Below are 14,465 nucleotides of genomic sequence, written 5' to 3'. Positions count from 1 at the left end.
GCGAATGACCATGAAATCGGCGAGTTCCGCCACGCTGCTCACGTTGATGGTGATCGCGATCGGCGTCAATTATATCGATCGAGGGAGTCTCTCGATCGTGAAGACCGACGTGGCCGCCGAGTTTGAGCTAAGCAGCGTCCAGATGGGATGGTTGTTTTCGGCCTTCTTTTGGAGCTACGCGCTGTCGCAAGTAGCGACCGGATGGCTGGTCGATCGCTTTGATGTGAAATGGCTTTACGCCGGGGGCTTTCTCGTCTGGTCGTTGGCGACCGTGTCGATGGCGATGTCCGGCAGTTTCGCCATCTTCTTGCTGTTGCGGCTCGTGCTGGGCGTGGGTGAAAGCATCGCGTACCCGGCGACATCACGGATGATCGTGATGAACTTTCCCGAGCGGCGGCGCGGCATCGCGAACGCGCTGATCGACGCGGCGACCAAGCTGGGCCCCATGCTGGCGCTGTTGTTCGGAGGACTGCTCGTCGCTAATAGCGGTTGGCGATCTTTGTTTGTGGTGGTCGGACTCGGCGGCTTGCTTTGGCTGCCGGCTTGGTTGTGGCTTGTCCCTTCGCAGCAAAAACCGACCATCGATGCGCCGAAAGCCCGCACCAACGTTCCATTTTCAGAGTTGTTCAAACGGCAAGAAGTCTGGGGAACGTCGCTGGGGTTTTTCTGCTTAGGCTATACCTGGGCGTTTTTGCTATCGTGGTTGCCGGCCTATCTCGAAGAATCAAGACATTTCTCCAAAGAATCGATGGCCCTGTTTGGTTCGCTGCCGTTCGCCGCGATGGCGGTTACTTCGCTTTGCGGCGGTTGGTTGGCCGATCGCTGGATTCATGCTGGCGCATCGGCGACGCTCGCTCGCAAGGTTTTCCTGATCGGCGGACTGGTGCTTTGCTCGGTGTTCATGTTCGCGTCGGTTTTGACGCCGGATCCGCGGGCCTGTATTTTGCTCCTTTGTCTGGCATGTGCGTCGCTGGGCTTTTACACTTCGAATGTCTGGGCGGTGACGCAAACATTAGCCGGACCCAACGCCGCCGGTCAATGGACCGGGTTGCAAAATGCGATCGGCAATATCGGCGGTGCGATATCGCCGGCGCTGACCGGTTGGCTGGTGCAAGAGACCGGCAGTTACTACTCCGCATTCGCCGCCGCGTCCGTCATGTTGGTCGTCGGCGTCTTCGCTTACGTCGGACTGGTCAGACAGATCGTCCCACTTGATTGGGACGATGAAAAGCAAGAACTCCAAGGGGCTTTGAGATGAACAATTTGTCGAAACAACCGTCGATGTCGCGTCGCCGCTATTTGCAAACCGCTGCGGTCGCCGTCGCTGGCGCTTCGATTAGTCTGGCGAAGCAGCCGCAAGAGCCAGGCTATATCGACGCTCACGTACATGTCTGGACCCCGGATACGACCACTTATCCGCTGGGAAAAGATTACGACAAATCGGCGATGAAACCGGCGAGCTTTACCCCTAGCGAATTGTTCGCCGAGTGTCGCCCTGAGGGGGTCGATCGCATTGTCTTGATTCAAATGAGTTTCTACCAATTTGATAATCAATACATGCTCGATTCGATCGCCCAGTATCCCGATACGTTCCGCGGCGTCGCGATCGTCGATCACCGCAAGCCGGGCGTCGGCCTCACGATGCGCAATCTACAAGATCAGGGGGTTACCGGATTTCGCTTGTACGCCAACGCCGAGTCGGCCAACGCTTGGCTCGATTCGCCCGAGATGGCGACGATGTGGAAGTCGGCCGCCGATACCGGCCAGGCGATCTGCTTGTTGTCGAATCCAGATGCGTTGCCGGCGATCGAAAAATTGTGCCGCCGCTTCCCGAAAACCAACGTCGTCGTCGATCACTTCTCCCGAATCGGGGGAAGCGGAACGATTCAGCAAGCCGACTTAGACAATCTCTGCAAGCTGGAGAAGTTTCCGCAGACCTATGTCAAAACATCCGCCTTCTACGCTTTTGGCAAGAAGCAGGCGCCCTATCTCGATCTAGGCCCGATGGTCAAGCGCCTCCGCGACACCTTTGGCGCCCAGCGCCTGATGTGGGCCAGCGACTGTCCCTATCAGGTGCAAAACGAACACTCCTACGCGGCGTCAATTTCGCTCATCCGCGACAAACTCGATTTTCTCACCGCCGAAGACAAAGAGTGGATGCTGCGAAAGACGGCGCAGTCAGTTTATTGGATCTAGGAAGAAAAGCGGAAAGCGGAAAGCGGTGCAAGAAATTATTGCCGTGGTCTGCGGCGAGGTAATTTGGCAGGAGAAGTCGCGATTTGAAGCAGCGACAGAGCAGCTTCGTCTCCTCTTCATCCGCTTTCCCGTTTCCGCTTTTCTTGCCTTATTTCTCGACTCCAAATACGCGATCAAATCGGCCAAGTCTTGGGCGGACAGATCACGATGAAAATCGGGCGGCATGATCGAGACGTCGCTGGCGCGGATTTCTTCGATGCGGTTGTTGGCGATGCGGACTGAGTTTTCTTTGTCGACTCCCAAGTGCAGCTCTTGGGTGCTTTCGCCCAGGATGATGCCGCTGAAAAGTTGCCCCTCTTCGGTCATCACCACATACGAGGCGAAGCCGCGTGCGAACGTCGCGTTGGGATAGAGGATCGATTCCAGCAAATCGCGTCGTCCGCGACTGCGGCCGATGGTCGTCAAGTCAGGACCGACCTGGCCTCCTTCGCCGGCGATCTGGTGACACTTGCTGCAAGCGGCTTTGGTCGATTGAAAGACTTGCTTGCCGCGCAGCGAATCTCCGGTCGCGAGGTTCTGCTCCTGCTCGAGTAATTCGTTGCGCTGCTCCGGCGTCAGCGGTTTGCCCAGCGAAGCGGGCGGGATGTCGAGCCAATCTTGGCTTGCCAAGTCGATCTGCGGCCGCCGCAACTGCTCGAGCGCGATCGCCGCCGCTGCGGCGACTTGGGCACGCCGGTCGAGCAGCGCCTTGCTGATCAGATCGCGCTGCCCGCTTTGAATCAGGCCCAAGACCAAGGCGTGCCGGATGGCGGGGTCGTTATCGGCGCGAGCCGTTGCGGTTAACAGTGCGGGAGCGATCGAGGGGATATCGCTCGCCCATCGCGCGAGCACCAGCGCGGCGCTGCGGCGTTCGCTCGGCTCGCCGGTTTGCAGCATCACCAACAGTTGCGGCGCGAGTGCGTCTGTTTCTGGCGAGCGAGGCCAATCCAACAGCGAGCGGGCCGCCGTTTGCCGAATCGTCGATTCTGGATGCTGCATTAACTTGGCGATTTCAGACAGCGCTGCAGGCGATTCGCTACGGCGGAGCGTCCAGATCTTCGCTTGCAGCGCGCGTTGGGGAGCGTTGTTTGCAGGATCTGCCGCGGAATCTTTCGTTTTGCGAATCCGATAAATGGCCCCGCGAATATCAGGCTTGGCCGACTCCGATTTCGGACAACCGATCCGAAACCAACCGCCGGTATCGATCACCAGCAACGACCCATCTGCGTCCGCCAGAACGTCGGTCGGATGAAAGTCTTCGCTGGTCGAAACGGCGAAGTCTGCTAGGTTGCGGACCGCCAGCGTTGAGCCGCTTGGCTGCAGATCAACGCGGACAACTCGATTGGTGTTGAACTGCGTGATGAAGAGAGAGTTGTCGTTCGCTGGATTTTGACAAAGCCCCGACACGGCGACGTGCCCGAAGTTATGAACCTCAGGTAACAGATCGCCGGTGCGAATGAACTCGCTTTCGAGACCTTCCGCAAAATCGGTGCGTGGATAGACGCCGCCCGGTTGCCAGTGAACCAGGCAGTCGCCGCGCGGCCGCGCGTACATCAGATTGACCGTTCCCAACATCTCGCCGGCTGGCGTAAAGAGGATTTCGACCGGGTTGTCCATTCCGCCGGCGCAATACGTTTGCACGTCGCTGCCGTCAAGTTGCGACGAAAAGATGCGGGCCGCTTTTCCTTTGCTGATCAACGCGCCGGCGCTGTCTTTGATTTCGTGCCCGTGCCGTCCTTCGCACCAATAGAGTCGCCCTTCGGGACCCAGAAACGGACCATGAATGTCGGCGGCGTTGCCGGTATAGCCAAAGTCGCCGATCAGTTTGACGCGTTCGTCGGCGACGCCGTCGTCGTTGGTGTCAGTAAACTTCCAGATTGCGCCGCTCGATGCGACGTACAACGAACCAGCGTGCCAGAGACAGCCTTGCGGAAAGGTCAGCTTGTCGGCGAACATCGTCACTTTGTCAAAGAGGCCGTCGCCGTCGACATCTTCCAGGCGTTGCACAAAGTTGGGCAACTGCTTTTCGAGCTCTGCGCGGGGAAGATTTTGGCCCGAGTTCGCCGCGACGTAAAGCCGGCCTTGTTCGTCAAAGTCGGCCATCAACGGGTGCGCGATCAGCGACGAGGGGGCGGCAATTTCGACCGTATAACCATCAGGCGCTTGCAGCAGAGGAGTCGCCGCTTCGGCGCCCAGCAGGATGGATGAAACGCTGCTCGCCAACAGCAGAGTCAGGCAGGCGATAGACCGGCGCGTCATTTTGAGTTTCCGTCAAAGGAAGAGTATCGATCAGCCGCTGATCGCTCGTTTTAGCAGGTTATGCGTGATCTGTTGAACGCGTGCGTCGGGCCCATGGGGACGGCTCCAATGCGACCAGGGAAGCACATGCCCCGGCGGAGAACTAAGGCCCTGCGCCCAAAAAATGGTCGCCGCGTTGAAGACGAAGTTCCCCTTGGGGCCGGGATAGATGGTCGCGGTCCATTGCTGCGGATTGACGCCTCCTTGCCAGGCGGTTCCGGCGCCGACCACTTGCAAACCGGGGATATCGGCCGGTTGCCCGTGATACTCCCAGCCGACCAGGCCCGGGATGCTCTCGCCCTGCTGGACGCCGGTCCCGGCGAACATCCAATGTTTCGGCTGCGTGACGATCCAGTCTCCGCCGCCGTTGACCGGCTCGACGTTGCGCGCCCCCATCAGCAGGCCTTCGTCGGGGCCGCGATGCGGAAAGGGACCATGGTCTCGCTCGCGTCCGACCGCGTAATCGTTGCTGGCTCCGTAAGGACCGCCGCGCGAGATGATCCGGTTGGCCACGCCGCTGCTGCTTTCCTCGAACGGCGTCACCCAACAGATCGAATTGCCGGACAGGAAGAGCAGATTGACGCCGTGGTCGCGCAGCTGCTCGACCGAGCGAAACTGCCGCAGGTCCCAATACTCGTCGTGGCCGACGCTGATGAACGACTTGCACCGCAGTCCACGATCGGGCGTGAGCATATCGCTGTTGGAGCAGTACGAAACGTCGTAGCCATGCTGTTCGAGCCAGTAGGCCAAGGGAAACTCGAACGGCAGGAACTCGCCGGAACCGACGGTGCGGGGATCGTTCACCACCCCTTGGTGTTGCGCTTCGCGGCCGTAGGGTCGGTCGAAACTGACGTCGGCCCACGGTCCCTGATTTCCTTTCGGATGGGTATAGATCGAGTAGTTGTTGGGCCAGCGATTGTAGGCTTGCCAGGTGTTGTCGCTGACTTGAAACAGGATGTCGGCCGGGCGCTCGTCGCGCACGACAAAGACGACATAGCTTTGCCAATAGGCTTCGCCGGGTTCCGCAACGGTGGTGAGTCGGCCGAGATAAACGCCGCTGGTCCAATGCGCGGGAATCGTCAACCGAACCGTCGACTTCCAGCCGCACTCGTGCAGATTTTTTTCGCCCGGCGTGGGCGTGGGCTCGGTCTCGCTTTCCAGGGGGCCGATTGTCTTCATCAGCCGAGCGCCGGAGCCGCCGTAGTAGCCCATGCGAAACAGTTCAAGTCGAAACGAGCGCACGGGATTGGTCGAGACGAAAATGTCGATCGACTCGCCAGGCAGGACGCTTTGCCGCGAGCAGTACCCTTCAATCCAGGGAGAGCGAAAGCCGGCTGCGTCGACTCGGACACGCGTCAGTTGCCAGTCGTCGGCGCCGGGAAGCGCGTTCTCGGCGCGAATCCGATCTGGGGTCGGGGTGGTGTCCGCAGCGCGAGCCGAGCGAGCTTCGCCGGCGGCGGCGGCCAACGTGGTCGCCGCGAGCGCACCTTGCAGAAACTGACGGCGAGGCAACTTGGCCGAAGGTTCATCCGACATAAGAGACGGTTCGCTGCTATCAAGGCGGGAGGGAAGGGGAGTCCTTTATGGTAGTAAAGGTTCAGGGAGATGTCACGAGGAATCTTGGCGCGGGATTTCCCGAAATGACAAGGCGCGAAAAAGCGTAGAAAGACGTTATCCGCTTTCTTCAGCGCGGCGTTCGCGGCTCCGCATCATTTCGGGAAGGTCCAGGTCCAGAATCTGCTCCCATTGGTCAAGCGGAGCTTTCCAGCCTTCGACGCGAAGCGATTCGGTCAGCGGCATGATCCAAGGTTGCGGGCTCCAACTGCGCTCGACGGCGGCGTAATTGACGGTCGGGTCCATCAGCAACTGCGGCTTGCGGCCGTTCAATGCGGCGATATTCAGGACGTAGATTTCTAATTCTTTCCCGGAACGCTCGCGATAATGATCGCGGACGTGATGCACGAACTCAATCACCATGTCCGCATCTTTCCCCATGCGGCTCAGTTGGCGTTCATTCAAAAAGTCTTCGACGCGAATCAAACCGCGCTGACCATTCGCCGCGTCCACCACATAAAAGCGAATGCCGACATCCTTTTCACGTAGCATCATGTGCCAAGCGAAGTGATGCCCTTCTTCGGTCCAACTGACATCGCCGGGGTAGGCGTAGTGGCGAAATGGCAAAAGCAACTGCCATACGCAGAACAGCCCAACTCCAGCCAACTGCAGACGTTGTCCCGGCGTGACGACCAGCGATGTCGATGCGGGGGCTTCCTCGATAGGCGGAAAACGAAACAACTTCCGCAGGCTCTCGGCCGGAAAAAACAGGAGCGTCGCGCCGATCATGAACCAAGGAAAGATGCCGATGTCCCAGAGCACCGCATTCATGAGGTGAAACGTTAGAGCGGCGACGTAGGCCAATAGTCTGGTAGGCCGCCATAGCAGCGCCGGAACAATCAGCAAGTCTAGCAAGATGCCGGAGTAAGAAAAAAAGAAAGGCGCCCAGTCCCAGGTCAATAACTCGCCGACGAAGGGAACATCGGAGCGGCGCACCAGCCATAGCTTCATCGGTTGAGAATGCAGCCAGTCAGCGTTCAGTTTCGCCAGGCCGCCGTAGAAGTACGGAATGCCTAACTGCAATCGCACGAGCCCTAACGCCCAAGTTGGCGCCGCATTGCTCTTGCGAGTCCAGCCAAAAAAAGCGTCGAGTGAACATGCTCGATGGGCTGGAATCACGATCAGGATTCCGCTCAACAAGCAAATGAGATAGCAATGGTTCTGATAAAGGGCCTTTTCGATCAGAAACAGATGAGTGTAGCCCAGGCAAAAAACGAGTGCGCTTAAACGATAAAAGAGGCCGAGCGAGATCCCCATCGCGGCGACCCCCATCACGGCGACATGCAAATACATGCCGTCGCCGGGCCAAGGTTGGACCCATTCAAAACCGGGATAGGTGAAATGAAAGTCCGGCGCGATGTAGAAGAAGTGGATCCAATGATCCACGGTCATGCCGTACAAATGGTACAGCATCATCGCGCCGAAAAAGATACGGAAGAAGACGAGCGGCGCAATCGACTGCGGCGCGAACATCCCTGCCCAAAAGTTATCGAGCGGGGACTGCGCTTCCGGCGTGGGAGTGGAAGACTTCAGTGCGGCTTTTATTTCTGCGATGGCCAAATTTGTCGGGCGCATCGCGAGTTACGCGACACGCGCTGTCCTTAGTCCGTGGTCCGTCGAGGATGGATGCGCCGTGTAACTTAGCTGCCGCGGGTGATTTCCGCTGCGCCTCGTTTGTGCAGATGGATTTCGAGTTGATTCATCTCCGGCTCAACTTCAATGCGCACCGACTTGCCGCCGGGAATGTAGCGATTTTTGACGAACATATCGTCATCTTCTGGATCCGGACGGAAGAAGGTGACGGTATGAGGGCCGATCAGCGCGCCATCGTTGTCGCCGTAGGTCGAAAGCTGGAACTTGCCCTCTCGGTCGATGTTTCCGGTGGCCGATTTGCCGGACGACAAGGGATCGGATCCGCTTTGGACGTCCGGCGTGAACAAGACGTAGCCCTCGGTCACCGGTTCGCCATCCAGTTGAATCGTGCCGGCAACCGGCGCGACCTCTTTCATATAGGACGCGCGGCCGCAGCCGATCAGCCCTGCTGCCAGCAGGATCGCCGATATTGCAAACTTCGTGTTTGGTAACATCATTTACCCCTCCATTGCGTTTTCTAACTTGCGGTTCCTGCGAAAGACAACATCGAGAGCAAGACGGAAGTCTCCTGCGACTCGCGCCTTGCTGGGGGATTGGAGCAAGCGAACCGTTCCTACGGGCGCTGGACCACTTCGCCATCCGCTTTGTCGGCCAAGCGCCCGAAGGTCACCATGTCGACGTTTTCGGAGATGAACGAAACCGAACCATCGGCGAAGGTGAACTGCACGCCGCCGGCATGCTGACTCGCGAACGAATCGTCACGCGTGCTGTTGGGGATATGCTCCGGAGCAGCTTCGGCGATCACGTTCTGGTGCTGATTGTTGGTGCCGACCCAGACTTTGAAGTCACTGACGTTGTCGTGCGTTGGACCATCAATCTCACGCATTGCTGCGGTATAGGCTTCGCCAACGGCGATGGTATTGCTAGTGCCGTCCAAGACGTCGCGCAACTTCGTTGGCCGATAAAGGACTCCCACTTTGCCGAACATGCCGGTAATGGTCGAGCTTGTGCCAAGACTGCCGCTGTAGTCGTTACGAGCATGTCCCCCCAGCGTCGCAGAGCGATACGGGCTGTGGGTCAGCGTCATCGAGTTGGACGGGCAGAGATATCCGTTGATCACCTGATCAGTGACGCCGGGCTGCAGTTCCAGCGACACATCCTCGGCCTGATTGGTGAAATCGACCTGATCGTAAATGTTCTTCTGCTCCATCTGGGGCAAGATCATGCAAGCCCACCCATATTCGTCATCGCCAAACAAGGTGCCGGGGGGAAACGATCGAACCGAGTCATGATAGTTGTGCAAGGCCAAGCCGATCTGCTTTAAATTGTTGGCGCATTGCATGCGTCGCGCCGCTTCCCGTGCGTTTTGTACGGCCGGCAAGAGGAGACCGATTAGCACGCCGATAATGGCGATGACAACCAGTAGTTCAACCAAAGTAAAGCCGCGATTTTTGGTTCGCGCGTGCGTCATGCTCATTCCTGATCCCTCTTGTGAATTGCGGAAGTTGGAGGATAGTCCTAGCGATGAATCAAACAGCCAAATGCCTCTAGTCGCCTGGTCGGACGAGTTGAATGTTCGCTTCCTTGAACCATTGGATAGCACGAGTCATCCCCGGGCGTTTGGCTGGTCGATAATCTATCGATTCGAGCCGGATGCTAGGTGAAAGCTTGGTTAAGCGTTGACGAAGAGTTGCCGCGAATTTGGAAACCTACCCCTACGAAACTAGGCGATAATCGCATTTCCGCTACGATGGCCCATCAACTTCCCCCAGACAGAGCAGGATTTGCCAAGTTGGATCAGGAGATATCATGTGAAAGCGTTGTGAAGGGAGTGTTTCATCACCGCTGAGATTTATTCGTAATGACAAAATCCCGGGTAAACTCGGGCTCGTAGTAGGGCGACTATGACGAATAAAACAGAGAACGCGGCGCGTATGTCAACGCGGACGCGAACAGCGATCTTGGCCAGCATGGCGTTGTTGATATGCGCCTTGGGGACCGCTTGGGGCTATCAGTCGTTTTTTTCCGGCAGGTACGGAGCAGAGCGGAAGGCGGTCTCGGCACTGAAACGTCTGGCGATGGTCGAGGTTGAATATGACGACCAAGGCGCCGTGGTTGAGCTTCGCGCTAATTCAGCTCGGATGACCGATAACGCGGCGAGCCATCTTGTGATGTTGCAATCGCTGCAACGACTGAATCTGAATCAAAGCGGCGTTACCGACAAATCCCTTGAGATCATGGGCGCTTTGCCAGAGTTGCGATCGCTTTATCTGGAGCGAACGGCGGTCACCTCGGCCGGCGTCGCGGCACTGGCTTCCTGTGAAAAACTAGAAGAGTTAATGTTGACCGAATGTGCGATTCAGGATGACGCCCTGGAGACCATTGGCCAATTGCCCGCGCTGACGCTCTTGAGTCTCAGCGAGACGCCGATCACCGACGCGGGAATGTTTCACTTGCAATCGCTTCCCCATCTAAAGACGCTCTATTTGCGTGATACGGCTGTCACCGGGGAAGGTTTTGCGATGCTCAAGTCATCCACCGACTTGAGGTTGATCGACTTGAGCGATAATTCCATCAATCGATCGACGATCGAGACATTGCGATCGTTTCCGAATTTAGAGCGTCTCTATTTGGGACGCACCTCGCTGACGGACGAACTGTTGCCGGAGTTCATCGACACGCTCATTCGCTTCAATCCGCATTTGCGCGGCTTGGCCATCATGGAAGTCCCGATCACGGACAATTCGCTGACGCCGCTCAAGCGCTTGGCGGAATTGCCGGATTTGGCGGTCGTCGACTTTCGCGAGACCGGCGTCACGCGAGGAGCTTTTCAAGAGCTTATCAAGGCGACGCCGGAGGTTAACTTTTCCGCCCACTATCCAGTGGAATAGTAGCAATATTACGAAGAGACTACTCCTGTTTTGATTCTGGTTTACCCCCTGTTTTCGCATTCCCTGCAAAGTTGATTTCCATGACGATTTTTCGAGTGCTGCTCTCCTGCGCGTTCGCTCTGCTCGCAGTCCATCAAGCGGCGTTGGCCCATGAAGGGGACGACCATACGCATGCTCCGATCGCCGTGAAGCCGGCCGAGATGTATGAACCGACCGCGATGCCGGATCGGATTGTGTTGAGCTGGAACGGCGATCCGCAAACGACTCAAGCGGTGAACTGGCGGACCTCGACGGCGGTTGAGGTTGGCTTGGCCGAGATCGCGGTCGCCGAAGCGGGGCCAGGTTTTTCGGACAAAGCGACCCAGTACGAAGCGACCTCGGAAGCATTGAAGACCGATCTCAACACGGCCCATTTTCACAGCGTCAGTTTCCAGGATTTGAAGCCGGGAACGCGTTACGCTTATCGAGTCGGGGACGGCGTGAATTGGAGCGAGTGGTTTCAGTTTTCGACCGCGACCGAAAAGCCAGAGCCTTTCTCGTTCATTTACTTTGGCGACGCGCAAAATAATCTTCGTTCGATGTGGTCGCGCGTGATTCGCGAAGCCTATCGCGATGCTCCCAAGGCCGCCTTTCTGTTGCACGCAGGCGACCTGGTCAATCGCTGTGAATCGGACGCCGAGTGGGGCGAGTGGTTTGGCGCCGGTTCGTGGCTCAATGCGATGATTCCCAGCGTTCCGGTCCCCGGCAATCATGAACAAGCCAAAACCGCCGACGGTGGACGGCGGTTATCGCCGCATTGGCGGCCTAGTTTCACCTTGCCGCAAAATGGACCTCGCGGGCTCGAAGAGAGCTGCTTTACGTTGGTCTATCACAATCTGCGGATCATCGCCCTGAACAGCAACGAGCTGCAGGCGGAGCAAGCGGTTTGGCTCGAAGAGGTGTTGGCTAACAACACGTCGCAGTGGGTTGTTTGCACCTTTCACCATCCGATCTATTCGACTGGCAAAGGACGCGACAACGCTGGGTTGCGTGCGCTTTGGAAGCCGATCTTTGACAAGTACAAAGTCGATCTCGTGCTGCAGGGACATGATCATACCTACGGCCGAACCGGATTTAACGTCCCCGGCGTCGACGTGCCCGAGAGCGACTATCCGACTTTTGGCGGCGCCGATGATTCGACGAAAAAGGAAGCGGTGAAGGTCGGGATGGTGAATGTTCCGACCGGCGTGCAAAACGTCGACAAAGAGAACGGAACCGTCTACGTCGTCTCGGTGAGCGGCCCCAAAATGTATGACAATACCCGCTGGCCGTTTATGCAACGTCTGGGCGAGGATACCCAGCTTTATCAGATCATTCATATCGATGGAGCGAAGCTTCGCTTTGAGGCCCGCACGGCGATCGGCGAGTTGTACGACGCCTTTGAACTGCATAAACAGGCCGAAGGAGAGATCAACCAGCTAGTGGAGATTGAAGTCGAGACCCCCCAAAATCTGCGGGCTCCGGCGAATTAGCCGCCGGTATTGATCAACCACGGCGCCGCAATTCGGTTTCGAATCGGCGCCGAGAGGGGAAAGGTGAGCAGCGTTCTGAGCTGCCGCGGGAAGTAATTTGGCCCAATTTTTGTCGCTCAAACCGCTGCAATTCCTCGAAAGCGACGCCGAATGTCTCTTACCCTGACGAATTTGGGGGGGAAAGTCCTGTTGCTTGATTGGACGATTCGCCGATAATTTAGTCTGGTTCAAGAACTTTTGATCACCGGATATCGGCTTGTGATTCGACGAGTAGCGGCATTTCTGACGGTTTCGGCCATGCTTTGGCATGCGATCGTCGGCTGTTGCGCTCATCACGTGCATGTCGAAACCGAGAGCGGTGTGGCGAATTACGCTCAGCGCGAAACGGCTACGGCCGACGCGCACGGCGATTGCTGCAATCACGCTCACGCTCACGCTGTCGCCGCTGTCGCGACTGAGGCCGAAACGCCCAATTGTCCTGACCACGACTCGGAATGTTCGGAGGCGAAATGCGTTTTTGTCGCCGCTCGTTCTGACGACGCGCTCTCGCTGGCTGACAATTGGACGCAGCAGGCAAGCTTTTTGGGAATTGGAACGCCGCTCAGCGCCGCGAGTGAGTTCGACTCGTTGCGTCTGCATTCTTACAGCTTGGCGTCTCCCACCGGCGCCCTGATGCGCCGCCATCTTGCGCTGGGCGTTTTGCGGATCTAAATCCGTTTCTCTGGATGTAGCTCTTTTTGTGCTGGAACGCCGTCGTTGCGTTCTTGCGGCTGAAAGCAGCTTGGCGTGTTGGTGAATTCTTGGCTGATCGTGGAATCCTTCGTGCAGGTCACGAAACGTGCGTGCGTCTGCGGACGCGAGATTGGAAAATCGGATGAACGTTCCTCAGAAAACTGGCTCTGGTTGGATCTGGCCGACGGTTGTCGTCGTCGGAATTCTTGCCGTCACGGCGGCTTCTTCGGTTTATTGGTGGTCGCTGCTTGACCAAAAAGGGGCGCCAGCGGCGGATGCGCACGCCGGGGAACCGCACGAGGATGAGCATGACCATGCGGCGCATGCCGGCCATTCGGAAGGGACCTCGATCGAGCTGAGCGCCAATGGCCTGAAAAACATTGGCTATCGTCCGCTGACGCTCGAGCTGGGGACCTATACGCGGCGGATCAATCTGCCGGCGATGGTGGTCGAACGACCTGGTCGAACGCAGATTCACATCTCTTCTCCACTGACCGGCGTCATCTCGAAGATCTACCCGATGCAAGGTTCCGCCGTTGCGCCAGGGAGCCCGCTGTTTGAGATTCGGTTGACCTTTGAAGAGTTGGTCACCGCGCAAAGCGACTTAATTCGGACCGCGGAAAACCTGGAAGTGGTGAATAGCGAGATCGCGCGTCTGAAGTCGCTGACCGAGGGGATTGTGCCGGGGAAACGCATCTTGGAGCAGGAGTATGAGAAGCAAAAGCTGGAAGCTTCGCTCAAAGCGGACCGCCAAGCGTTGTTGTTACACGGTTTGACCCAACAGCAAGTCGACGCGATCACGCAAGAGCGGCGGCTGTTCCAAACGTTGACGGTCAACGCTCCGGAGCATGCCCACGACGGGGACGCCTGCTCGATGGACCATTTCTTCCATGTGCAAAACATCGCCATCAACGTCGGCCAGCAAGTCCAAGCAGGGCAGCTAATGGGCATCGTGGCCGATCATTGCGAGCTGTATATCGAAGGCAAAGCGTTTGAAGATGACGCGGTGCGACTCCGCGAAGCGGCCGCCAACGGTTGGCCGGTTACGGCCGAATTGATGTCGGGCAAAGACGAACGAGAAAAGATCGAAAACTTGCAATTGCTCTACCTGTCGGATGTGGTCGATTCGCAGTCGCGTGCGTTTCATTTCTATCTAAGTCTGCCGAATGACGTCGTTACCGACAAAGCGGCCGCCAACGGACATCGCTATATCGAATGGCGATTTAAGCCGGGGCAGCGGATGGAAGTGCGCGTGCCGATCGCCCAGTGGAAGGATCGCCTGGTCGTGCCGGTCTCGGCGATTGTGGAAGAAGGCGCCGAGTCGTACGTCTACCAACAAAATGGGGATCATTTTGATCGCGTGCCGGTGCATGTCGAGTTCCGTGATCAAGAAGCGGTGGTCGTCGCGAATGACGGATCGATTTTTCCTGGTGACGTCATCGCAGCTCGCGGCGCGTATCAAATTCATCTGGCGATCAAAAACAAGTCAGGCGGCGCGGTCGATCCGCACGCGGGACACAATCACTAAGGTCGTGCTGGAAGTCGCACGTCATTTCTCGCTTTCCACGACCATCAACCCTCGCCTATACGC

11 protein-coding genes are annotated in these 14,465 nt (G+C 57.6%); 6 read left to right on the top strand and 5 right to left on the bottom strand.

What is annotated here, in order from left to right:
• Positions 1 to 4: 4 nt before the first annotated feature.
• Together DSM3645_RS19630 and DSM3645_RS19625 are read left to right on the top strand one after the other, a co-directional pair.
• Entirely contained in the window at positions 5 to 1,258 is a 1,254-nt protein-coding gene (locus DSM3645_RS19630; RefSeq protein ID WP_002654047.1) for an MFS transporter, read from the top strand.
• Positions 1,255 to 2,196, top strand: coding sequence for an amidohydrolase family protein (locus DSM3645_RS19625; protein ID WP_002654046.1), 942 nt, complete (start codon positions 1,255 to 1,257; stop codon positions 2,194 to 2,196). Before DSM3645_RS19630 ends, DSM3645_RS19625 begins: the two co-directional genes overlap by 4 nt.
• Here the strand turns inward: DSM3645_RS19625 and DSM3645_RS19620 are convergent.
• The 5 genes from DSM3645_RS19620 to DSM3645_RS19600 form a co-directional block, all read right to left on the bottom strand.
• The gene (locus tag DSM3645_RS19620; RefSeq protein WP_002654045.1) at positions 2,179 to 4,494 is read right to left on the bottom strand and encodes a DUF7133 domain-containing protein; all 2,316 of its coding nucleotides are present in this window, start codon (positions 4,492 to 4,494) and stop codon (positions 2,179 to 2,181) included. The two genes, DSM3645_RS19625 and DSM3645_RS19620, sit on opposite strands and share 18 nt — an antisense overlap.
• A 30-nt stretch (positions 4,495 to 4,524) precedes the next feature.
• Complete coding sequence (locus DSM3645_RS19615) at positions 4,525 to 6,069, bottom strand: N,N-dimethylformamidase beta subunit family domain-containing protein (protein WP_002654044.1); 1,545 nt, start codon at positions 6,067 to 6,069, stop codon at positions 4,525 to 4,527.
• Between the two features lie 135 nt (positions 6,070 to 6,204).
• Complete coding sequence (locus tag DSM3645_RS19610; protein WP_002654043.1) at positions 6,205 to 7,722, bottom strand: HTTM domain-containing protein; 1,518 nt, start codon at positions 7,720 to 7,722, stop codon at positions 6,205 to 6,207.
• 65 nt (positions 7,723 to 7,787) lie between these two features.
• On the bottom strand, positions 7,788 to 8,237 hold the full coding sequence (locus tag DSM3645_RS19605) for a hypothetical protein (protein WP_002654042.1): 450 nt from the start codon (positions 8,235 to 8,237) through the stop codon (positions 7,788 to 7,790).
• Between the two features lie 116 nt (positions 8,238 to 8,353).
• Complete coding sequence (locus tag DSM3645_RS19600) at positions 8,354 to 9,217, bottom strand: DUF1559 family PulG-like putative transporter (RefSeq protein ID WP_002654041.1); 864 nt, start codon at positions 9,215 to 9,217, stop codon at positions 8,354 to 8,356.
• Between the two features lie 457 nt (positions 9,218 to 9,674).
• On the opposite strand from DSM3645_RS19600, the gene DSM3645_RS19595 reads away from it, so the two are divergent.
• From DSM3645_RS19595 to DSM3645_RS19580, 4 genes are all read left to right on the top strand, one after another.
• Entirely contained in the window at positions 9,675 to 10,631 is a 957-nt protein-coding gene (locus DSM3645_RS19595; protein ID WP_040352825.1) for a leucine-rich repeat domain-containing protein, read from the top strand.
• A gap of 80 nt (positions 10,632 to 10,711) precedes the next feature.
• Positions 10,712 to 12,142: a purple acid phosphatase family protein gene (locus DSM3645_RS19590; protein WP_002654039.1), complete on the top strand. Its 1,431-nt coding sequence runs from the start codon at positions 10,712 to 10,714 to the stop codon at positions 12,140 to 12,142.
• A 258-nt stretch (positions 12,143 to 12,400) separates the two neighbouring features.
• Complete coding sequence (locus DSM3645_RS19585) at positions 12,401 to 12,853, top strand: hypothetical protein (RefSeq protein WP_131282740.1); 453 nt, start codon at positions 12,401 to 12,403, stop codon at positions 12,851 to 12,853.
• A 163-nt stretch (positions 12,854 to 13,016) separates the two neighbouring features.
• Entirely contained in the window at positions 13,017 to 14,402 is a 1,386-nt protein-coding gene (locus DSM3645_RS19580) for an efflux RND transporter periplasmic adaptor subunit (protein WP_040352824.1), read from the top strand.
• The last annotated feature ends 63 nt before the right edge of the window (positions 14,403 to 14,465 follow it).

Source organism: Blastopirellula marina DSM 3645, assembly GCF_000153105.1.
Taxonomy (GTDB): domain Bacteria; phylum Planctomycetota; class Planctomycetia; order Pirellulales; family Pirellulaceae; genus Blastopirellula; species Blastopirellula marina.
The sequence above is the reverse complement of the archived record's forward strand: the minus strand, read 5'-3'. Positions and strand labels throughout refer to the sequence as shown.

Bases quoted from the DNA above. Each gene is read 5' to 3' on its own strand.
- DSM3645_RS19630 (WP_002654047.1), top strand. From the start codon at position 5: ATGACCATGAAATCGGCGAGTTCCGCCACGCTGCTCACGTTGATGGTG.
- DSM3645_RS19625 (WP_002654046.1), top strand. From the start codon at position 1,255: ATGAACAATTTGTCGAAACAACCGTCGATGTCGCGTCGCCGCTATTTG.
- DSM3645_RS19620 (WP_002654045.1), bottom strand. From the start codon at position 4,494: ATGACGCGCCGGTCTATCGCCTGCCTGACTCTGCTGTTGGCGAGCAGC.
- DSM3645_RS19615 (WP_002654044.1), bottom strand. From the start codon at position 6,069: ATGTCGGATGAACCTTCGGCCAAGTTGCCTCGCCGTCAGTTTCTGCAA.
- DSM3645_RS19610 (WP_002654043.1), bottom strand. From the start codon at position 7,722: ATGCGCCCGACAAATTTGGCCATCGCAGAAATAAAAGCCGCACTGAAG.
- DSM3645_RS19605 (WP_002654042.1), bottom strand. From the start codon at position 8,237: ATGATGTTACCAAACACGAAGTTTGCAATATCGGCGATCCTGCTGGCA.
- DSM3645_RS19600 (WP_002654041.1), bottom strand. From the start codon at position 9,217: ATGAGCATGACGCACGCGCGAACCAAAAATCGCGGCTTTACTTTGGTT.
- DSM3645_RS19595 (WP_040352825.1), top strand. From the start codon at position 9,675: ATGTCAACGCGGACGCGAACAGCGATCTTGGCCAGCATGGCGTTGTTG.
- DSM3645_RS19590 (WP_002654039.1), top strand. From the start codon at position 10,712: ATGACGATTTTTCGAGTGCTGCTCTCCTGCGCGTTCGCTCTGCTCGCA.
- DSM3645_RS19580 (WP_040352824.1), top strand. From the start codon at position 13,017: ATGAACGTTCCTCAGAAAACTGGCTCTGGTTGGATCTGGCCGACGGTT.